This window comes from Gemmatimonadota bacterium (assembly GCA_040388625.1).
GTDB lineage: Bacteria > Gemmatimonadota > Gemmatimonadetes > Gemmatimonadales > Gemmatimonadaceae > Fen-1247.
On sequence record JAZKBK010000003.1, the window covers coordinates 176,725 to 197,577 of the forward strand.

The following is a 20,853-nucleotide window of genomic DNA, read 5'->3' on the forward strand; positions in this document are numbered from 1 at the left end:
GTATCCGTCATGTGTGACTCGCGCGCCGCGCATTGAACGCGCGCGGCCAGCGGCGGTTTATCCAGATGATGACGCCCGTGATCGGCGCGATGGTTCCGATGAGACAGGCCAGAAACGCCGCGATTTCACTCGGCAGCCCGTACAGTGTTCCCACGTGCACCGGGTTCGTTCCGCGGCGCAGCAGTTCACCCAGGGGGCGATCACGAAATCGATCTACCCGCAGTGCGCGTCCGCTGAACTGATCCAGATACACTATGTCCATCGCCTGACGATATGGAGCGTCGGGTGGAAGCCCCATAACCGTGAACGCATCACGCGGCGTCTCGGGGAGGTAGAGAACGAGCGTCGTCGTGGGCCCGAGTGCGACACCGGCTGCTCGGAATGCGTTCGCGAGCGAGATGGGCGTGCCACCCGATGATGGCATCGAATGCGGAGGTGTCGGCGTGGCTTTCCCGCGCGGCGTCATTCCATCGACCGCATTGCCGATAGTCCTGAATGACCAGACCAGTCCAGTTGCGCCGACAACAAGCAGAATCACGGTCGAATAGATGCCGAGCACGACGTGCAGGTCGTAATTGCGCCGCTTCCAGCCGGTGGGATGCTTGAACGTGAGACGAGTGCGGAGCATGCGCACCGTGCGGGGCCACCAGATCACGACTCCGCTCATCAGGATGACGACGAAGCAGACTGTAGCAATACCGACGACTCTCCGCCCGATCTCACCGGCCAGCAAGCGCCGGTGTATCGCCTCGGTGATCACGAAGAATCGCTCGTCTCCACGCTGCACATCCACGACACGACCGGTGTACTGGTTCACGTACATCCGGCGGCCGTTGGCAAGCGTGAAGATCTCCGGCCTTTGCGGGCCGGAATACAGCGTCACTGTTTCGAGATGTGATCGCGATTGGCGCGACACCGAGTCGGCGAGGGCATCGACTCCGAGTGCGGTTCCGCCACGAATGCCGCCGGACGCAAGGTGCACTCGCGCGGGATGCATCGCTGCGATGATCTCGACCTTGAAGACGAGAATCGCGCCGGTGAGGCAGACGACCGCCACGATGAGCCCGCTCGCGATCCCGAGCACCTGGTGCAGCAGAAACATGACGGACCACAGTCGCCCGCGCCGCACACCGCGCACACGAGCGACCGTTCCTGCGCCGCCTTCCCGGTCCACTGACGACGTCACCGACTCTACGATGCAGCTTTATGCCCTGACGAACCCGCCGTGATTCAGTTCGTGATGCGGATGCCGAACATCGTAGTTCTGCCGATGGTCGGCAGGAAGCGCCTGCCGGTGTAATCGCCATCGTGATTGTTGCCGGCGTTCTGAACCGTGACGGTAGCCTGCATTTTCGGCGTCAGCTGATAGGCACCGCGTACATCGAACGTCTCATAGCCCGGAGCGGTCACTGGCACATACGTGAAGGTGCTGGTCGACAATCTTCCGCTCGTCGCGGCATAGTAGTCGCCGATGTCATACGCAAAATGTCGCGGCCCGATGTATGACATGGACGTATTGAGATTGATGCGCGCGTTTGCATAGTTGGCCGAGAGCGCACCGGTATGCTCCGCCATGTTGAACAGTCCCGCACCGGGATACAGGCACTGGTCCCCGCTTGGCGTTCCGGCGGCGGCACACTGGTACGATGAGTTGAGATGCTGGAAGCGTGTAATCGTATTGGACAGCGTGCCGGTCATGCTGAGCCCTGCAGGAAGGTTGACTGTTCCCTGTCCTTCCCATCCGGTGTTGCGTACGGCACCCACGTTCATGCGCTGTGATACCGTTGCGTACAGATAATTCCCGGCGGTATTCGGGTTCAGCGACCGGACACTATCGACAGGTATCCCGATGATGAGATTGTCGACGTGCTGGTCATAGCGCGTGATCTGGAGGCTTCCGTGCCCGGAGAAGTACAGTTCCAGACCGCCTTCGGTACCAGCCTGGAATTCGGGTGCGAGTTGCGGTGCAGCGATTTGCGACTGATATGTGCCATACGTGGCATTGGTCAGGAACACCGCCTGTCGCGCGCCGGATGACGGTGCGCGAGTTGCCCTTCCGTATGCCGCCCTGAGCTTCGCCGTGACAGGCCCGAGCGCGTGAACCACGCTGGCTCCATAACGTGGCGCGTAGTTCACACCATACGATCTTCCGTAATTGGAATTCTTCTCTGCACGGAGTCCGGCCGTGAGATACAGCGTCTTCCAGAAATCCAGCTGCGTCTGTGCGAATGCGCCGCGGTTGGTTTCGGTTGTGCGCGAGATGAACGGAGGTGCACTTGCACCTCCGCTGAGCGTACCGGTCAACGAGGGCGTCGTCGCCACGGATGTAGTCGTCTCGTACTGCATCGCGTCGGCACCGGCCGTCAGGTTGCCTCCAACCTGATCGTTGAATCGCCCCTGTACGGTCGTGCTGTATTGAACGGTCTGCTTCCGCACAGGAATGAGTACCGCCGTCTGGAACGTATCCGACGCGGTGAGGAATGTCGGCGCATTCTTGTAGGATGCCTGGTTCGTCTCGTCGGTTCCAACATTGACGCGATGCTGCCACCAGGAAGTTGGCTTCCACGACAGACCCACGCCGGCCGTCTGCGTCTTGACCGAGTAGGTTACGTTGCTCGGCGCGAAACTGCCGGGATTGTAGGCGTACAGTCCGGCGCGTTGGCCCTCTACAAGAAACGTGTATGAATTGCCGCCGCTGGCCCGCTGAGACGCACGGACCGACACGTCGGCGCTGAGCGTACTGCTCGGCTCATACCGCGCTGCGACATAGCCATTCGCGTCGCGGGTGTAAAGATTGGGAAGCCACTGACCAGTGTACTTGTAGCCACCGCCGCCCGAATACGAGAACCCGCTTGCGTCCTGACCGGAGAACTGGCCCGAGATGTCGTGGCGCGGCGTGAGAGAGTTGCTGTAGCTGCTCTGTATCGCGCCAGTCTGCAGGTTCAGCATGACCTTGGGGCGTCCTGCCGGACCATCGCCGCGCTTCGTGAATATCTGCAGCACGCCGCCCAGCGCGCCGGATCCGTAGATCGTACTCGCCTGTGGGCCCGGAATCAGCTCCATACGTTCGATCGTGCGCGGATCGATTGCCGACAGATAGAACGGGTACGCTATTTCCACCCCATCCACGTAAGTCTTGATTGGTGTGACGGTCGCGATCGCCGTGCTTCCAACAGTGCTCACCCCACGCGCGGTCATGTAACTCAACCCGTAACCGTTCGTGGATGTTCCGCCCGCACCCCTGCTCTGGTCGAAGACGCCCGGTACCTCACCGCGAAACAGCTGGTCGAAGTCGGTGACGCCGCGACGCTCGATGTCCTGAGCGGTAATGACAGTCATCGCATTGGGAACAGCCTTGCGTTCCGTCGCCACGACGGTGCCGGTCACCACGACCTGATCCAGAGTATTGGCAGCGACCTGAAGCGAGATACTGAGCGTTGCCGCGACGCCGTCGCCAACCGTCACCCGCCGGGTGGACGGGACGTAGCCGAGCCGGCGCACTGCCAGCGTGTGTTCACCCGGCGTGACATTGATGAACCGGAATTTTCCATCATCGCCTGAGATCAACACCTTTTCCGAGCTATCGAGCGTGACGGTGGCTCCGACGATGGGTCGCTTCGTACTTGCATCCACGATCGTTCCTGCGATGGATCCCGGCGCTGCAGCAGCTGCGATGCTCGACTGAGTCGTGACTACGATCAGTCCGGTCGATGTGATGCGAGCAACCAGGTTCGTACCAAGAAGAACCTGGCGAACGGCGTCCTCGACGGATGCATCATGGATGTGCGCCGAAATCCGACCCGATGGCAGGATATCGTCTCGCACCAGAACGCGGAGTCCTGCGTCGTCCGCGACTGCGCGCAACGCAGCTCTGACGGTAACATCGTCCAGATCGAGAGATATCGTGGTCGCCTGTAACTGAGCGGCGCTCGCCGACCGATATGATGCAGACTCCGCGACCGCGGATCCGCGACCCAAAGCCTGGCCGGAGAGCGGAGGAACCATCACCGCAAACACCAACGCGAGACACCAGCCGGCCGATCGACCTGTTTTGATCATCACTACATCCCTGAGAGGAGAGCCAGTACTTCGGAACACCGTTGCATGCATGCCGCCACTGCGTCACTACTGCATCACTACTGCATTTCAACGCACGTAAAACGTCACTCGCCTGCCATCCACTCTGTGCCTCGCGCCGAGGACACGGCCCAGAGCGTTGAAGGCTTCGGTTTTGGATTCCGTGTCGAACTGTCCGGTGACAGTCCTCGTCCGAAGCACAGGACTCTCGATGTGAATGTCCACGCCGTACCATCGCTCGAGATCCGGGACCAATTCCGCAAACGGCTCATGGTCGAAAGTCAGTCGCCCGCTCGTCCAGTCGAGCATCTGCGCGACGTCCTGGGCATGCGCGATCGTAATCCGTCCGTCGTTGCTACGTGTGGCAACGTCGCCCGCTACAAGAACCGGTGCGCTGGCGTCGAGCACAACGCCGCTCGTCATGCGCGAGCGCCGATTCGAGTCTTTGGGCGTCAACTGATCGAGTGCGACCTGCCCTTCGCGCACTGACACACGATAAGGCTCGTTGGAGTATGCCCGCACTGCGAAGGCAGTTCCGATGTCGACTGTGTTTCCATATCGCGAGCGTACCACGAACGGCCGCGCCGTATCGTGCGCCACGGTGAACATCGCTTCGCCGTCGAGCACCGCCTCACGCAGACCGGTTCCGCGGACCGGCATCGACATCCTGAGATGGCTCGACGGCGCCAGAACGATGTGCGTTCCATCACCAAGATCTATGATGGCGCGCTGTCCAGCTGCGGCGGCGAATTCGCGAGTCGTTCGTGCCGGAACGTCACGGTCACGCAAGCGTGCAGCAAGCTGCACGTAAGCGACGCCGGCACCGGCCAGTACGACTGCAGCAGCCGCGGCTCGGAGTCCAATGGATCTATCTGCATGCGTGAGCCGAAAGACACCGCTGTACGGTCTCCGGCTCCTGCGGGGTTTCTCATCTGCAAACGCGTCGGAGCGCACCGGCGCGGTGTGCAGGACCAGTGCGTGTTCGGCGTGAGCCGGAGCCGGCGTGGCCCGTTCCGATCGATGCATGCGCGCGGCCGTGCGTGCCCACGCCTCATCCACGTCGATCGATCGTTCAAGAGGGAATGACGCACTCCATGCTCGACGAATCTCGTCGAATTCAGCACGCTTCCCCGGATCGCTCGCGATCCACGCGTCCACGAGCGCCGATTCGGCCGGCGTCGATTCACCAGACAGATAGCGCGCGGCCATCGCCGCGTCGAAGTCCTTGGACCGCGTCATACGTACAAGGTCACGCGCCGCACGCCCTACCCTGTATCGCCCTCGAAGGGCACGGGATGGAACGACACGGACCGCTAAGCTACGGCTGGCGCCACTCGCTGAGGGCGAGCCGGAGCTGAGAGAGCGCTCTGGCCATGTGCATCTCCACCGTCTTGACGCTGATGCCGATCACCTCGGCGATCTCGGCATAGGTCAGATGCTGGCGCCGGCTCAGGAGAAAGACCTGGCGCGCCCGATCGGGCAGCAACGCAAGCGCCTTGGCCAGCGCCGCCTCGATTTCGGCTTCGTGCAGTCGCCCGTCGCCCGACACATCCAGTCCGCCGTCGGTTTCGCGCGCGATATCGGCGTTGTAGGACGTCTCGAGTCTGAGCGAGCGCCGCGCATTCGAGATTCTGTTCCGCACTGCGCGGAACATGTACGCCGCGAGCGATCGCTCGACGACCCATGTTTCTCTCCGCATCCATATATGCAGAAACACTTCCTGCACCGTTTCTTCTGCGAGATCCTGCGAGTCGATGCCTGTGCGCGCAAAGGAGACGAGCCGCGCGTAATACGCGCGGAAGATCTGCTCGAATGCTCCTTCATCCCCAAGACGAACACGCCGCACGAGCTCCAGATCCTGGGAGACAATCGCGGATGCGCGCCGGTCCGGCGTACCGGACGCGGGTGACGGACGTCTTGCCCAGCTCGCTCGCATGGCTGGCTACAGCGCCTCTGGTGATGATGGATGGGTTCCGCGCAAATTCACCGCCTACCTTAGCACCAAGTACATTCCGTCGCAAGACAAGTCCATCGTCGATCAGCTGCCGGCCGGTGACCGTGCGTCGCGGCGACTGCGCGCGTTCCAGAATATCGTAGCACCGATACAGGGTTAAACGGAACCGCGGGGTCTTGTAGTGCAACCGGTAGCACAATGACTCTTGCATCAACACCTTCGGCAACACGCTCGGCAACACCGCCAGCAACACTTCTGCTCAACAGGAGCGACGTCATGTCGCTCCTCACACTGCCCGAATGCACCGATGCAGTAGAGGCCGCATTTCTTGCGCATGCGACCGGACGGTCACTGGCGCCCGGCCTCCTGCACATCGAATCGATTGGCGGTGAGTTTCATGTGAAGGCCGGTGGCGTGATGATGGATAAGCAAAGCTATTTCGCGCTGAAGGCGAACGGAGGCTTCTTCGGCAACGCAGCCAGCAACGGTCTTCCCAATATTCTCGGCATCATCTACCTGGCCGATGGATCCAATGGCTTCCCGCTGGCAATCATGGATTCGCTCTACATCACTGCGCTCCGCACTGGCGCCGCGACAGCGATTGCCGCCCGATATCTTGCACGCGACGATGCGAGCACCGCTACCATCTGCGGCGCCGGACGGCAGGGACGAATTCAACTACGAGCGCTGTGCAACACAGTGGCGTTGAAGAACGCGTTCATCTGGAGCCGGAATCAGGATCACGCCGCCGCTGCAGCGTCGGAGTTGTCGTCAGAACTGGGAATATCGGTCAAGCCCGCGGGGTCGCTTCCGATCGCGCTCGAGCAGAGCGACGTAGTGGTGACCTGCACGCCCAGCAGACAACCGATAATCCAGCGATCGTGGATTGCGCCGGGCACGTTCGTGGCCGCCGTAGGCGCGGATAGTCCGGACAAACAGGAACTGGACCCGGAAATCATGGGCGGCGCTACTGTCTTCACCGACATCACCGAGCAGTGCGCGCACGTCGGCGAGCTGCATCACGCGCTGGATCGCCGCATCGTGACTGTTGCGAATGTCAAAGCCGAGCTGGGTGATCTCATCTCTGGTCGGTCGAGTGGACGTTCGTCGCACGACGAGATAACGATTTTTGATTCGACCGGCACCGCACTCCAGGATGCAGCGGCGGCAGCACTGACCTACGAAAAGGCAATTGCAGGCGGTCGCGGCACCATGATGGACTTCTTCCGCTAGAGAACCCGGTTCGATTGGACCGATCTCGCCGACCGGTCGCGCGTGATTGCTTGCACTCCGACCCCGGTTTTCACGGTGTCCCGCGCGCGGCGACGTAGCCCAGCGCAGACGCAATGACGCACACCACGCCTCCCATGGCGATCAGCGCGCGCGTCCCGAACGCATCGGCTATCCAGCCCGAGATCGGACCGCCGACCGCGGAGCTCCCGACGAGAAACATGGTCTGAATCGCGAGCAGCCGACCATGCATGTCCGGCCGCGCGCGCACCTGCACCAGCGCGGTCGTCGAAGTCGTATAGAGAATGCTCGCGATTCCAACAGCGAACGCCACCGGCAAGGCGATCCGGACGTTCGGAGTCGTGGCGAGCCCGAGCAGGGTGACGCCGAGCGCCGCTGCGCCGACGATCGCATGTTGCACCGACACTCGGCCCCGACGCGCCACCCAGAACGCGCCCGCGAGACTCCCGACACTGAGAATCGAGTAGACCATCGTGAACTCCGCGTCGCTTCCGTGCAGCGCGCGTGTCACGAAGAGCGGCAGCGTCACGTTGAAGTTGTAGGCGAGTGATCCGATCGCTGCAAGCATCGCGTAGGTGATCCAGAGCGCCGGGATCGAGCGCAGGTAGCGAAGCCCTTCGCGCACTTCTCCCGGGCGTCTCGGATGCGGCGGCACGCGCAGCAACTCCGAGGAACGCATCATCGCAAGACAGGCGATCACCGCGAGGTACGTCACCGCATCCACGGTGAAACACCAGCCGTAGCCCAGTGTCGTCACGAGCAGCCCTGCGAGCGCCGGGCCAAATATTCGCGACAGGTTGACGATCATGCTGTACAGGACCACCGCGTTCTGCCGGTGCTCTTCCGGCACCATCTCCGTCACGAAGGAGCGGCGCAGTGGATTGTCGAGCGAGAGCACCACTCCGCCCGCGATCGCGAGCGTGTACAATGCGATCCACGACGGATGCGGTTGGAAGGCGAGAATGGCGAGCCCGATCGACTGCGCCATCTCCAGCCCCTGCGTCATGAAGAGGAGCAGACGCTTGTCCGAACGGTCCGCGAACGCGCCACCCCAGGGAGAAAGCAGCAGAATCGGCCCGTACTGACATGCCGCGAGCCAGCCGACGGCAATTCCACTCCCCGTCAGCCGCAGCACGAGCAGGGTCAGCGCGATGCTCGTCAGCCAGTTGCCGCTGTTCGAGATGGACTGCCCGATGAAGAACAGACGAAAGTTGCGGTTGCCGAGCGACTGAAAGGTCTTGGACATCAAATGCGAGGCATCGCCGGGGAACAATTGGGATCAGACTGACCTTTCTTGCGGACTCACCTGATGCCAACAGTTGGCGGTATTTTCCACTAGAAGTGCACTCTGCCCGACTCTCACTAAGCTAATTCACACGGAGTCCGTCCCCACTCCGTCCCCACTCCGTCCCCACTCCGTCCCCTGCCGTATCACTTCCGTCGTTGCGCCTTGCCGATATCTATTACGGGCTTGCCCAGCAACTTCAGATTCGGCCGAACACCCAGTCCTGGCTCACGCGACGCCGCGAGCCGGCCCTTGAGCCGGTGCGGCGCACCATCGGCGAATGCAACGGTGACGTATGAATTGAAATCTGTTGACGAGAAGAGGAAGCGCTCAGGCGTACTGTGAGCGAGGTGTGCAATGGCGGCCGTGGTGATGTCGCCGCCCCATGTGTCCTCGATCGTCATTGCGATGCCGAGTGACACGCAGAGATCGCGGATCTGACGCGCGCGAGTGAGGCCGCCCACCTTTGAGATCTTGAGGTTGATGACATCCATGGCGTGATCCGCAACACCACGAACTACCATGTCGATTCCGTCCACGACCTCATCGAGTACGAACGGCCGGTCGGTGTGACGGCGCACCGCGAGGCACTGCTCGTAGGTCATGCACGGTTGCTCGATATACACGTCCACGTCACGCACCGCATCAGCGACCCGGATCGCGGCGTGCTGCGTCCACCCGGTGTTCGCGTCGGCGATGAGTACGTCGCCCCGCGACAGCTCTGCGGCGGCGGCGCGAATTCTGTCGATGTCGGTGTCGGGATCGCCGCCCACCTTGAGCTGGAACTTGTGATAGCCCTGCTTGCGGTAGAGCGCGATCTTCTTCGCCATCTGCGCCGGCGACTCCTGCGAAATAGCGCGATACAGCGCGAAGTCCTGCCCTACGTGTCCGCCCATCAGCGTTGCGACCGGTAGCCCGCTCGCCTTGCCGAGTATATCCCAGCACGCCATGTCGATCGCTGATTTGACGTACGGATGACCGCGCATCGACCGGTCCATCAACTCATTCAGTTCGCCCAGCGCAAGCGGATCCGTACCGAGCAGCTGGGGAGCGAGCTCGGCGATACCTGCGCGCGCACCGCGCGCATATGCAGGCAGGTACGCAGGCCCCAGCGGACAGACCTCGCCCCAGCCAGTCAGTCCCTCATCGGTCTCGACAGAGACGACAGTCGAATCGAAGACCGACACGGCGTTGCCGCCGGACCAGCTGTATTTGCCTTCGTGGAGCGGCAGGTCGATCTGGTACGCGCGAATTGCAGAGATCTTCATGCGACGACATTCCTCGGATTGCGAGACGACATCCAGAGCGTGGCGGATGTGTAGAGAAGGACGCCGACCACTACCCATTTGACAACACCCAGCGGCAGCTCCTTGACGACGAATGCGGCGACGAGCACTCCGGGCACTCCGCCAATCGCGAAGGCGAGCGCGGTGCGACGGTCGAAGCGGCCGGAGCGATAGAAGCGGATCGCCGCAGCAGGCAGAATCAGCGCCGCGGATGCGGCCATGATCGGGAACACCGCTTTGGTGTTCATGCCAAGCATGTACGTCATCGCCATCGTTGGCGCATAATTGCCGATCCCGAGGCTGGTGAGCGACCCTATCAGCACGCTGCCCAGGACCGCGATGACAAGTGCCATGCCGGAGAGACCGATGGTCCCGACGCTCAGCGAAAGACTCGCCAGCATGCGCACGGCCATGAATCCCGCCGTGATCAGCAGCGCGATCGCCATCGCGCGCTGCATCAATTGACGCGGCCAGTGGACGACGATGCCGGTGCCGAACCACGCGCCGATGCCGCCCGCGATCACCATGCTTGTGATGGTCGGCAGATCGATCAATCCTCCCAGCAGAATGATGTAGATGATCGCTTCTGAAACAGTCGGGAGCGCCATCCCGACATTGAGTGTCCCGGGTATGTCGTCGTCCTCCACCATGCGCCCGAGTACCAGTGCAGCGGTCGTCGTTGCGAACGAGCCAATGCCGAGTGTGTCGAAGAAGTTTGCAGCTGCGCCAACTCCGAGCAGCAGCGGCATCGAAGTGTGACGAGTAGTGCTACTGGCCGGTGTTGTCATCAACGCTCCAGAACAAGTGTGAATTCCGCGCCGTTCACGGAACGCGAGATACCGCGCGGCCGTGATTGCCAGCGAGAGTCGGGGATCATGATACAGGCCCCGACGGCGATTCCCGGAATCGCCACGGATAGTTTATCCAATATCCGGTTACTCGGTAAGGCCGTGTCCTCGACCCCGCCGGATCGACACCCGCCGGTCCGGCGGCGGGGTGCCGGCGAGCTGGTCTTCCACCGCCGACACGCTCGCGCGCCCTCCGTCACCGGTAGTGGTGCTCGGTGAATCGATGCCAACCCTGCTCGTTCCTTGCTTTGCTACAGCGTCGGGTGCCGCCGCACGGTGTCGTCGTGAATCTGGAATTGGTGCGCGACGGACAGGATCAGATCGTCGTTGTACAGGTTGCCGATTATCTGACCGCAGATGGGTTGCGGATTGAGTTGCGGCGCCGGCGCGGCTGGTGCGGCGCCAGGTCTGCCACCGGCGGGCTGCGGTACGCCAAACTTGTACGGTAGAACGGCGCTGGGGTGTCCGGTCTGCGCGTTGGCGCCGATGTCGGCGAACGGGCTTCCGATGTACATGTCCAGATCCTTGAGGAACTCCGCCCACTTGGTCACCAGTACGTAGCGACGACGTTCGGTTTGCAGGAACTCCAGTCCCGCTATGCGCCGCCCGTTGACGAACCGGGGATTCCAGTCCGCTGGCGCCATCGGATTGGTTGGCGCTGTCGCACGATTATCACGCCCCTCGCCGCTGCCGCGCACCGGCAACGGCGGCAGGTTGTTGAGATCGAGTCCGATCTCCTTTGCCTTGGTCTGCACGTACGAGTCGAACGCCGCTGCATCTTCGACGTCGAGTCCGCCACTGCCGGTGAGACCAGGTACGGTCGGACGGGCTCCGATGGTCACGGGCTTCATTCCCAGTTCCTTCAGCTTGTCCACCAGCTCCTTTGGTGCCTTGTCGTCCACACCGATGCGGAGTGCACCGACATCGATGCTCCGGTTGAACTGGAACGGCATCGTCACCGTGGACGGATCCTTCTCATCGACACCGTGAATCACGTTGAACACCATGGCAGCGTCCTCGCTGCTACGCACGATGGGTCCCACGCGATCCTGGGACCAGGCCAGCACCATGCCGCCGTAACGACTTACACTGCCGAACGTGGGACGAAGCGCACTCAAGCCACAGCGGATGGTCGGCGATACGATCGAGCCCGATGTCTCTGTGCCGATTCCGAATGCAACACAGCCTGCCGCTGTAGCAGATGCCGGACCGGCGGACGAACCGCTGGAACCCTGCGACAGATTCCACGGATTGTTGGTGCGTCCCCGGAACCACTGATCGTTCTGCGCGAAAAGTCCGGTGGCGAGTTTCGCGATCAATACCGCGCCAGCGTCGCGCAAACGCACGACAACTTCAGCGTCCATGTCGATGATGCGATTCTCGAAATCCTTCGCACCCCAGGTAGTTGGCACGCCCTTGGTGGCGAACAGATCCTTTACACCGTAAGGAAGTCCGTGGAGCGGTCCGCGGTAATGACCGGCGGCGAGCTCCGCATCGGCACGCGCGGCCTCGGCGCGCGCCTGGTCTTCCATGATGGTGACCGCGCAGAGCAGAGTTGGATTGAGGCGTTTGAGTCGCGCGAGGTAGATGTCGGTGAGGCGCGCCGATGTGATCCGCCGAGCCTTGATGAGTGCGGAGAGCTGGTGCGCGGGGAGAAAGGCGATGTCGTCGTCCGAGGCGGGCACCGCACCGGTCCACGCTTCGGGCTCATACGTGCCGCGGTCGAACGCCGCAGCACCGCGTTGACGCACGAGCTTTTCCATGAGCGCACCGGTGCCGCCCGGGTATGGCTGAAACTGGAGTGCCGGAGCTTCGCCGTTGCCGAGCGCGAGCGCGGTCTCCTGTTGGAGGAGCTGCGGTCGCCCAAGAGAGCCGGCGGCAGTCCCGAGGCTGGACTCAGCGAGCGCAGGTCTGACCCCGAGCGCAGAGGCTGCCGCGGCAGCGAGTGAGAAGAAGACGAACTGACGGCGATCGATCCCGAATTTTTCTGCGTCGAAGTCGGAAGATTCCAGATCGGTCTGATACTGCTCCAACAGGTCCTCGGGATTGCTCACTGCAGTGCTCCGATGGCTGTGATTGGGAGGGGTGATTTACGCATGCAGAGAATCGCGCGTGAAGCGCGAGTTGGTAAGGGGTAGAAAACCCGGCGTGGCGTCCACGGGGAATGCTTTGTTAGGTTTTTGTTAGGTTATGGATGGCGCCCGTTCGACCGCCGCTATAAAACAGCATCCGTGAGGAAGCCTCGAGTGACCAGCGATTTTCGTTTTTTGTGGTCCTTCGTAAATACGAAAAACAATCAGAGACAGTCGCATGGAGCCTGACATCCCCGAACTGCCGCATCATTCGCACAAGCCGTCCGGTCTGCCGCGCTGGCTGGAATGGACGACCGCCATCTCGGCGTTGATCATCTCCGTCTGCTCGATCGGCATCGCGATCTACAACGCACGCATCGAGTCACGGCTTCTCAAGGCCAACTCCTATCCGTATCTCGTCGCCGGCATCAGTGACGGCCAGCTCGCCGGACCGAATGGGCCCGAGAGCATCACCATCGAGCTGCTGAACAACGGCGTCGGCCCCGCCAACGAACAGAGTCTCAAGATCAGACTCGGCGACCAGTACGTCACCAACGTTAAGGACCTTATCCGCACCGCAGTCGGGTCCGCCGAGGCCGACAAGGCAGTCGAGCTTCTGACGCCGGTGTACGACGACGAGCCCACGCGGTTCATCGCGTCCAGGGACCACGGGCTGATCTTCCATATCGACAAGACGCAAGCGAACGCACGCTACTGGGACATGTTCGACCACGCAATGAACGCAAAGCGCCTGAGCGTCGAATTCTGCTATTGCTCGGTGTTCGACGAGTGCTGGTCGGTAAAGGGGCAGGTCCGGGAGGAAGTGAAGGCGTGTGTCCCGGATCCGCATCTCGAATTCGTACCGAAGCCGCGGGCGCAGATAGTTTAGGCGAGGCGCGAGCGAGGGCACGCATCATCAATTCCGTGCGGAGTCCGTCCCTACTCCGTCCCCACTCCGTCCCCACTCCGTCCCTACTCCGTCCCCACTCCGTCCCCGCCCCTTGTTGAACGCACGGATTGACGTTATCACTCGCACTTCCTGATTGAAATCATCATCTGGAGCCGGAGCAGCCAATGTCGAGAGTGCAGACCGTTCAGGCGGCTTATGCCGCGTTTGCGAAGAACGATCCTTCGGTGCTGTTCGGCGCGATGGCGCCCGACATTCACTGGTGGGAGGCGGCGGGCAGCCCGCTGTCCGACCAGAATCCGTACGTCGGCCCGCAGGCGGTAGGCGAAGGCGTGTTCGGCCGCTTGCTCGCCGCGATCGACAACTTCAGCGTGGCGCCCGATCACTTTGTGGACGGCGGCGACCGCATCATCGTGCTCGGCCGCTACGGTGGGACGATGAAGCACACAGGCGCCAGGCTGGACGCGCCGTTCTGTCACGTCTATCGCTTCGATGGCGACGGGATCGCGTCGTTCCATCAGTACACGGACACTGAACAGTGGACGCGGCTGCTCGCGTAATCGAACATCGCGCAAGACGGAATTGGTGTAGCGACGCGGCGTTGGCCCGCGTCGCTATGCCATGCCCGTCCTGATCGCCCGCGAGACACGGTCCGCGAACAGATCCACTTCGTCCAGAGTGGTATAGATGCTCGGTGTGATGCGGATTCCCTGAAACTCGTCGGTCACCATGGGTGTCGTGACGATGTGATGCTTGTCCAGCAGCCACCCACCGAGCTTGCCCATATCCATCCCATCGATCGCCAGCACGCCGATGGCTCCGCTTTCAGTGGGGCCGATCTTCGTGATCATGTGCGCACGGTCGCTCGACGCGAGCACTTGACGCGCCCACCGATCGCGCAGGAACCGCAGGCGCGCGATCTTCCGTTCCGCCCCGATCGATCGGTGAAAGGCGATGGCAACGGAGATTGCGTTGTGGTTCGCGGCTGGATGCGTTCCGATCTCCTCGTACTTGCGGATGTTGTCCTCCTCTTCCACCCCGCCTGCCATCAGCGGCCACAGCGACTTGACCTTGTCGCGCCGAACGTAGAGGAAACCGGTGCCGATGGGCGCGTTCATCCACTTGTGCAGGCTCGTGCCATAGTAATCGCATCCCAGATCGTCGCGCTTGAACGGGAAGTGCGCAAATGCATGCGCGCCGTCCACGAACACCTTGATCCCGTGCGGCCGAGCCAGCTCGACGATCTCGCGCACGGGTGCGATGTATCCAGTCTGGTAGCTGACGTGCATCACCTCGATCACTTTGGTGCGCGGCGTGATCGCGGCCGAGATGTGATCGACGAATGACGCCGTGCTCTGCACCGGCGTCTCGATCTTCACCGGCTTCAGCACGATGCCCTCACGACGCTCACGCTGCCGCCACGCGTTCTGCATGCGTGGATAGTTCTGCGTCGTGAAGACGACCTCGTCGCCGCGCGCGAGGTCGGTGCCGAAGATCATCGTCTCGTTGGCTTCCGACGCGTTGCGCGTGATCGCCATCTCCTCGGGATCGCATCCGAATTCGGTGGCGAGATCTCGGCGCACCGACTCGATGCGGGGTTCGAGCACGCGCCACATGTGATCCACGGGGAGCTCGTTCGAGAAGCGAAGGTCGCGGATCATCTGCTCCAGCACGTGCGTGGGCGCGGGCGAACAACCGCCGTTGTTGAGATTCACCATCGTGCGATCGATGTCGAACGCGCGCTGGATCTCGCCCCAGTAAGACTCGTCATCACTGGTGGCTGCCGGCGGACCGCGGCGCGCTCTCTCGTCGGCACGCCGAAGGTGCCGAAATGCGTCGGCCCGCATGGCGGGCAGGACAGTGGGCATTGTGACGCTCGCGCCGAGCATGGACGCGAGGAACGTGCGGCGGTCAGGCATGGGAGTGAGGGCTGGAGACGCACCCAACTTCGCTCGGCGCGGTGGATTCGTCCAGTGGGACGACCAGCCACGCATTACTGGCGTGCAGCGCGGGGAATAGCGCGTTCAGGCCGGGACACATGTCACCCGAACCGCGTCCTCGCCAACGCGATCGCTGGCAATGATGCGGAGCGGTGGCCGCGCGCCGGCGAAGTACGGTTTGCCGCCGCCAAGCACGAAGGGGCGGAAGTAGAGACGATACTCGTCGATCAGACCGAGGTCAGTCAGGCTCGCCGCCATGATGGGCCCCGCGACGTCGATGTCACCCTCGATGTCCGTCTTCAGTCTGCGCACGAACGCATCGACGTTATCGCCGACGAGTGTGGCGTTCGCGCCGACCGACTTGAGCGTACGTGATACGACCCACTTCGGGACCGCGCGCCATGCCGCAGCGAATTCGTGGTCACCCGCATCCCACTCCGGCCGATCCTCGTCCCAGTAGCGCATGATCTCGTATATCCGTCGACCATACAAGGCGCCGGACAGACCGCGGACGTGATCCGTGAAATGACGGCCAAGCGCAACGCCAGGCGGAGGCAATTCCAGCTTCCCATCGACGCCATCGACGTAGCCGTCGAGGGATTGCATCATGCCGAATACGAGCTTGCCCATGTCCTCATGCCTCCGCATAGATGTCCGATAGAATCGCGCACACTGGGACAAAAGTGGTTCTGACGGCTCGGAGGAGCGCAGGCTGAGCCCGGCGATAGCTAACGCTCCGAAGTAATTCGGAGTCCGTCCCTACTCCGTCCCCACTCCGTCCCCACTCCGTCCCCCCGGCAGAAAGTTCCGCCGGAGTCCGTCCCTACTCCGTCCCCACTCCGTCCCCACTCCGTCCTGCTCGCGATGATTACTTGATCTTCCTGACGTTGATGTCGTAGCCGTTGTCGCGAATGATCAGGTGCGTCACCTTCCCTTTGGCATCCTTCGCAAAAATGATCTCCCCGCTCTCGTCTCGGGAAAAGAATACCGTAGGCGACTCCGGGAGAAGCTCTCGCCGATCGGGTTGGCCGACCTCCTGCATGAACAGCTTGTCGCCATCTCTCGTTACCGAATACACCAGCGAGCGCATCAGCTGATACCGCCCGACGTATGCATCATACGTCTTCGGGTTGATCCGAACGGCCTTGTGCTCCGGCGGGACAAACGTCTCCTGGGAAGCGAGGATCAGCCAGCGGCCGCCGCGAAGGATGTATGTGTCAGTCTTGCGAAGTTTCGGTATGTCGTATCTCTCGTCATCCCAGAATTCGTGCTCGTCGATGATGTAGCTCATCATCGCCACGTCGCCGGCACGCCTGATGTGAACATCCTCGAATTGAAACACGTCACGGTATCCGGCGAGCGGCGGTCGAAATCCCTGCATCACCTGCTTCTTCGTCCTGATTCCTCCCGAAGGCGTGGCAATGATATACGCGTCATCGACGTACGGCGACCACAGGGCCGTATCCCCCTTGTCGAACGCCAGTATCCTTTCGCGCGCCACCTTTCGCAATTCACGTTCAAGGATGGTGTCGGCGTTCGATCGGCCGATGACGGCCGTCGCTTGCGCTGCACACGGACGAACGGGTACAGCAAGGAGAAGGGCGACTACAAGGGCCAGCTTCAAGGTGTTGCTCCTGGTCAGAAGTCGGTGGTGCGCGAAACTACTCCACCTTCAATTCCCCGGCAACCTTGTAGGTATTGATCAGGACGCCTGTCGGCGTTGTAGTCGTCCTGACGAGCTCGAACTTCTGTGCCAGCGCTCCCTCCGCGAAGACTCGCTTTCCCGTCCCGAGCACCAGTGGATACACGATCAGGACGACTTCATCCGCCAGCCCATGCTCGAGCACCGTCGTCGTGAGCGTCGAGCTGCCCCAAAGCACGATATCCGGCCCGCTCTGCGACTTGATCCGGCGAATACCATCGACTACGTCCGGTCCAACGCCCTCGAACGGTCCCCACGAAAGACTGTCCGGATGGTGCGTGACGACATACTTCGTCGCCGCGTTCAGCCCGTCCGCAAACGGACTGCTCGGCGCCTTCGGCCAGAAGCCCGACCAGATGTCGTATGTGCGACGCCCGAGCAGCAGATCGAAGCTGTCGCCGTGTGTCGCGAGGACAGCGTCACGGCCCACTGTGGTTCGGTAGGGCGTGGTCCAGGCGTCGTACGGAAAACCGTTCTCGTCCGCGGAATGCTGGATCACGCCGTCCAGCGAGATGTGTTCAATAAGTCTGAGCTTTCGCATTTGAACCTCCATGGGCGTATCCCAGGTTAGAACCGTCGCATCAGCAACGCGCTCATCACGAGCGAATCGATCGCCGCCGATTGCTTGGGCGAGCCTGTCTGATCGGGTTCTTGCGTATCACCAATCGGGAACGGCATGCCACGAGAAGGCCGACCACCACGAATCAACCAGCACCAGCAGGATGACGACGTTGGCCAGGATGTAAACCGGATCCACTCTCTAGCTGCCTGCGCATCAGCTGCCCGAGACCGAACAGTAGCTGGGAAACCGCCATGCCGACGACGATCGACACGAGAACACTCAGGTGTTCAAATGCCGGCATGTACTGATCCTTGCGCGTTGACGCTAGCTACGCTTCGCCCGCACCAGGTAGGAAGCGCCAATGGCGATGAAAGCCACACCGACACCAGTGAAAGCCACCTGCTTGCCCAGCAAGGCAGCGACGAAGAATACGCATCCTGCGGCGATGAAGAGATAGCCGGCGCGGCTCAGGTTGGAGCTACGTGACACTCGAGTCTGCTTGTTGACGCCTTACGCGTATCGAACGACACTCTATACTCCGCGGCGATGTGTGCATGCCCCGCGACTCCTGCGCGAAAGAGGGAACTGGGATCAGACGCGAGACACCGTTGCGACGCATCAAAATCAGATCTTTCGCCGACTGCCAACCACAAGTAGTGCGATGCCCGCAATCAACGCAAGTCCCGCAACGACAGGAGACACGGGGAACGTATCACGCTGCGTGACGCTCGCGCTGAGCGGGCCGACCTGAACCGTGTCGCGGTGACTTCCATATGTGATGCCGCCGTAAACCAGGCCGATCACGCCACCGACAATCAAGACTATTCCAATGATTCGTACCATACGTCAGCTCCCGCATCGGTGAGTGTTCCGAGGAAGTTGCGCCTGCGGGAGAGTTTCCGCCAGCCGGAAGAGTAGATCGGGAAGATCGCTCCCCGCGGCTATTCCGCGACTATCGGCTCGCGGTTGCCGCAGCGACAACCCGGATGGCTTGCCGCGCAATCACCTTCTCATCACTCCGTCGCACCTCGAGTGTCAGTTCGGCCGGTTTGGGAAACTCTACCTGCATGTCATACGTCTCCCCGATGCTCACGCGCTGCAGTGCGCGGCTGCTTTCGCGTTGCCACGCTGGCAGAGAGAATCCGTCCTTGGCCACGTGCGTCCACTCGGCAGGTGCGCCGTCCCGCACCAGGCGAAATTCCAGTCCAGGCGAGTCCAGCGTGATATTCATGAGCCGAAGCCTGTACGTCCTGCCCGCCTGGAAGGTCGCGACAGGCGGCATGTCTCCGCCGTTCACAATGGGTTCGTCTTGCGCGTTCGTGCTCAGTATGTAGATGCGGTTCGCGTCGGGATTCCACCTCTGGCCGCTGTCCAGGACGACGAGCGCGCCATACAGGCCGTGACTCTGCTGCCGGATATCATTGATGTGCGTGTGGTACATGAAGCTTCCTGTCCTGGGCGGCGTGATGTGCACCACGAAGGAGTCGTTCGGCATGATCATCGGCTCCATCTTGCCCGCGTCACTGCTGACGCCGGCCACGCCGTCGTAGTAGCTGTCGATCTCCAACCCATGCCAGTGCACCTGCGACGGTTCTGGCGAACGGTTCACGACCGTGATGCTCGTCGGTTCGTTGCGGTGCAGCACGATCGTGGGTCCTGGCCACTGTATCGCGGCGCCGTGTGGCTCGGGGGCGTTGCCTTCGGTCAGAACATACCCGAAGCGGCGCAGGGTGTCCGCGGACGCAGAGTCACTCTCGATGTAGAGGTGGAGCTGACGGCGTGGTCCGGCATAATCATGCCATCCCTTTCTGGGATGAATGTTGATCGCCAGCACCAGGCCACCCATTCCAGTGCGCGCATGGTCCATCATGTCGTGCATCACGGGGCCAACGAGCAGTTCATGGTCGCGGAGTGAGTCGGATTGCATCTCCGCTCCGACAGCTGGATTCGGCACCACATGCCAGTTCAGATGACAGTGAAACAGCCACGAGCCGGGTCTGTCGGCGAACCAGGCCAGGTCCATGGTGGTGCCGTCGAGCAGAAGTTCGGTGACGGCCATTCTGCGCTGCTCCGGCCAGTACACCGAATCCTGCTGAACATCTCCACGGGCGCGGATCTGATAAAAGAAGCCGTGCAGATGCAGCGGATGCACGTCCGCACTTGCGTTGATGATTCGCCAGCGAATGCTGTCGCCCTGCTGGTACGACAGGCGCTCCGTATTCGGCCACGGCCGGCCGTTGAACGTGAAGACTCCGTTCGACCGGTCCGGGTTGCCCGCCGAGTCGTGTCCCGGGATGTACCACTGAATGACAAAGACACGATCGGGCGTTCGCCGGCTCGCGTCCGTGGGATCCACAATGAGTGCGCCGTTGAGCTGGGCGTCCTGGTACAGCCGCTTCTCAAAATCAGTACCCGTCGTCGAGCCCCAGTAGTAGTACGTCCCCTCGGCGTCGGCGGTGAATTCCACGTCGCGGGTTGCGCCGGACGGCACGACCAGCGTGTCCATGACTGTGCGGCGACGTGACGACAACCCATGCACCACCAGCGTGGTGGCGGCGCGGTTTGTGACCCATGCATGGATTCGCTCACCGGCAACCACACGCAGCATCGGGCCCGGCGTCTCGAGCGGATGTCCCGCCTCGCGGAATGCAAGGATCCGAACGCCGGCGCTGTCCTTGGAATACGGATGCCATTCACCCGTGTCCACCTCGAGATGCACGTCGAGCACGCCGGCTCGAACCACTCCGGCTGAAACGCGATTGTCGTTGAACGCGACTGGCGGTGGCGCTGCGCCGGCGTTCCATCTGTTGGGTGTACGGTTTGACGACGCCGTCCCAAGAATCAGGAGAGGCGCGATGGCGGCTGCATGACGCATTCGTGACGTCGGCATTCAGAACACCGGTGAACGGAGGAGCAACACAGGAGTTTACAGCAAGGAACGCCAACTCGACGCGGTAGAACCTGCCGCG

The 20,853-nt window shown here is 61.9% G+C and carries 19 protein-coding genes; 4 read left to right on the forward strand and 15 right to left on the reverse strand.

All coding sequences use genetic code 11. The features are described from left to right. Positions 1-7: 7 nt before the first annotated feature. The 4 genes from V4529_06430 to V4529_06445 form a co-directional block, all read right to left on the reverse strand. Positions 8-1,186, reverse strand: coding sequence for a PepSY-associated TM helix domain-containing protein (locus V4529_06430; GenBank protein MES2357965.1), 1,179 nt, complete (start codon positions 1,184-1,186; stop codon positions 8-10). Positions 1,187-1,230: 44 nt separating this feature from the next. After that, on the reverse strand, positions 1,231-4,059 hold the full coding sequence (locus V4529_06435; GenBank protein MES2357966.1) for a TonB-dependent receptor: 2,829 nt from the start codon (positions 4,057-4,059) through the stop codon (positions 1,231-1,233). Between the two features lie 87 nt (positions 4,060-4,146). Then, positions 4,147-5,316, reverse strand: coding sequence for a FecR domain-containing protein (locus V4529_06440; protein ID MES2357967.1), 1,170 nt, complete (start codon positions 5,314-5,316; stop codon positions 4,147-4,149). A 79-nt stretch (positions 5,317-5,395) separates the two neighbouring features. Further along, entirely contained in the window at positions 5,396-6,013 is a 618-nt protein-coding gene (locus V4529_06445; GenBank protein MES2357968.1) for an RNA polymerase sigma-70 factor, read from the reverse strand. Between V4529_06445 and V4529_06450 the strand changes: the two genes are divergently transcribed. Further along, positions 6,012-6,191: a hypothetical protein gene (locus V4529_06450; protein ID MES2357969.1), complete on the forward strand. Its 180-nt coding sequence runs from the start codon at positions 6,012-6,014 to the stop codon at positions 6,189-6,191. The genes V4529_06445 and V4529_06450 overlap by 2 nt on opposite strands. A 38-nt stretch (positions 6,192-6,229) precedes the next feature. After that, a complete protein-coding gene (locus tag V4529_06455) occupies positions 6,230-7,264 on the forward strand; it encodes an ornithine cyclodeaminase family protein (GenBank protein MES2357970.1) in 1,035 nt (344 codons plus the stop codon). A gap of 70 nt (positions 7,265-7,334) precedes the next feature. Here V4529_06455 and V4529_06460 read toward each other — a convergent pair whose 3' ends face one another. The 4 genes from V4529_06460 to V4529_06475 all read right to left on the reverse strand — a co-directional run bounded on the left by V4529_06460 (position 7,335) and on the right by V4529_06475 (position 12,755). Beyond that, entirely contained in the window at positions 7,335-8,528 is a 1,194-nt protein-coding gene (locus V4529_06460) for an MFS transporter (protein ID MES2357971.1), read from the reverse strand. Between the two features lie 185 nt (positions 8,529-8,713). Further along, entirely contained in the window at positions 8,714-9,835 is a 1,122-nt protein-coding gene (locus V4529_06465; protein MES2357972.1) for a cis-3-hydroxy-L-proline dehydratase, read from the reverse strand. After that, on the reverse strand, positions 9,832-10,770 hold the full coding sequence (locus tag V4529_06470) for a sulfite exporter TauE/SafE family protein (protein MES2357973.1): 939 nt from the start codon (positions 10,768-10,770) through the stop codon (positions 9,832-9,834). The genes V4529_06465 and V4529_06470 overlap by 4 nt, the downstream gene beginning before the upstream one ends. A 182-nt stretch (positions 10,771-10,952) precedes the next feature. Next, positions 10,953-12,755 carry an amidase gene (locus V4529_06475; GenBank protein ID MES2357974.1) on the reverse strand — a complete coding sequence of 601 codons (1,803 nt, stop codon included), beginning with the start codon at positions 12,753-12,755 and terminating at the stop codon, positions 10,953-10,955. A 256-nt stretch (positions 12,756-13,011) separates the two neighbouring features. Here V4529_06475 and V4529_06480 point away from each other — a divergent pair, with 256 nt between their 5' ends. Then, entirely contained in the window at positions 13,012-13,662 is a 651-nt protein-coding gene (locus tag V4529_06480) for a hypothetical protein (protein MES2357975.1), read from the forward strand. A 185-nt stretch (positions 13,663-13,847) separates the two neighbouring features. After that, positions 13,848-14,240, forward strand: a complete 393-nt coding sequence (locus V4529_06485) for a nuclear transport factor 2 family protein (protein MES2357976.1) — start codon at positions 13,848-13,850, stop codon at positions 14,238-14,240. Between the two features lie 54 nt (positions 14,241-14,294). On the opposite strand, the gene V4529_06490 is transcribed toward V4529_06485, so the two are convergent. The 7 genes from V4529_06490 to V4529_06520 form a co-directional block, all read right to left on the reverse strand. Beyond that, positions 14,295-15,599 carry an aminotransferase class V-fold PLP-dependent enzyme gene (locus tag V4529_06490; GenBank protein MES2357977.1) on the reverse strand — a complete coding sequence of 435 codons (1,305 nt, stop codon included), beginning with the start codon at positions 15,597-15,599 and terminating at the stop codon, positions 14,295-14,297. A 105-nt stretch (positions 15,600-15,704) separates the two neighbouring features. After that, complete coding sequence (locus V4529_06495; protein ID MES2357978.1) at positions 15,705-16,250, reverse strand: dihydrofolate reductase family protein; 546 nt, start codon at positions 16,248-16,250, stop codon at positions 15,705-15,707. 238 nt (positions 16,251-16,488) lie between these two features. Further along, the gene (locus V4529_06500) at positions 16,489-17,121 is read right to left on the reverse strand and encodes a DUF4440 domain-containing protein (protein ID MES2357979.1); all 633 of its coding nucleotides are present in this window, start codon (positions 17,119-17,121) and stop codon (positions 16,489-16,491) included. 160 nt (positions 17,122-17,281) lie between these two features. Continuing rightward, the gene (locus V4529_06505) at positions 17,282-17,863 is read right to left on the reverse strand and encodes a dihydrofolate reductase family protein (protein MES2357980.1); all 582 of its coding nucleotides are present in this window, start codon (positions 17,861-17,863) and stop codon (positions 17,282-17,284) included. Between the two features lie 345 nt (positions 17,864-18,208). Then, positions 18,209-18,373 (reverse strand): hypothetical protein, encoded by a 165-nt coding sequence (locus V4529_06510; protein MES2357981.1) that lies wholly within the window; start codon positions 18,371-18,373, stop codon positions 18,209-18,211. Positions 18,374-18,508: 135 nt separating this feature from the next. Beyond that, positions 18,509-18,727, reverse strand: a complete 219-nt coding sequence (locus tag V4529_06515) for a DUF3185 domain-containing protein (GenBank protein ID MES2357982.1) — start codon at positions 18,725-18,727, stop codon at positions 18,509-18,511. A gap of 109 nt (positions 18,728-18,836) precedes the next feature. Beyond that, entirely contained in the window at positions 18,837-20,774 is a 1,938-nt protein-coding gene (locus V4529_06520) for a multicopper oxidase domain-containing protein (GenBank protein ID MES2357983.1), read from the reverse strand. Positions 20,775-20,853 lie beyond the last annotated feature (79 nt).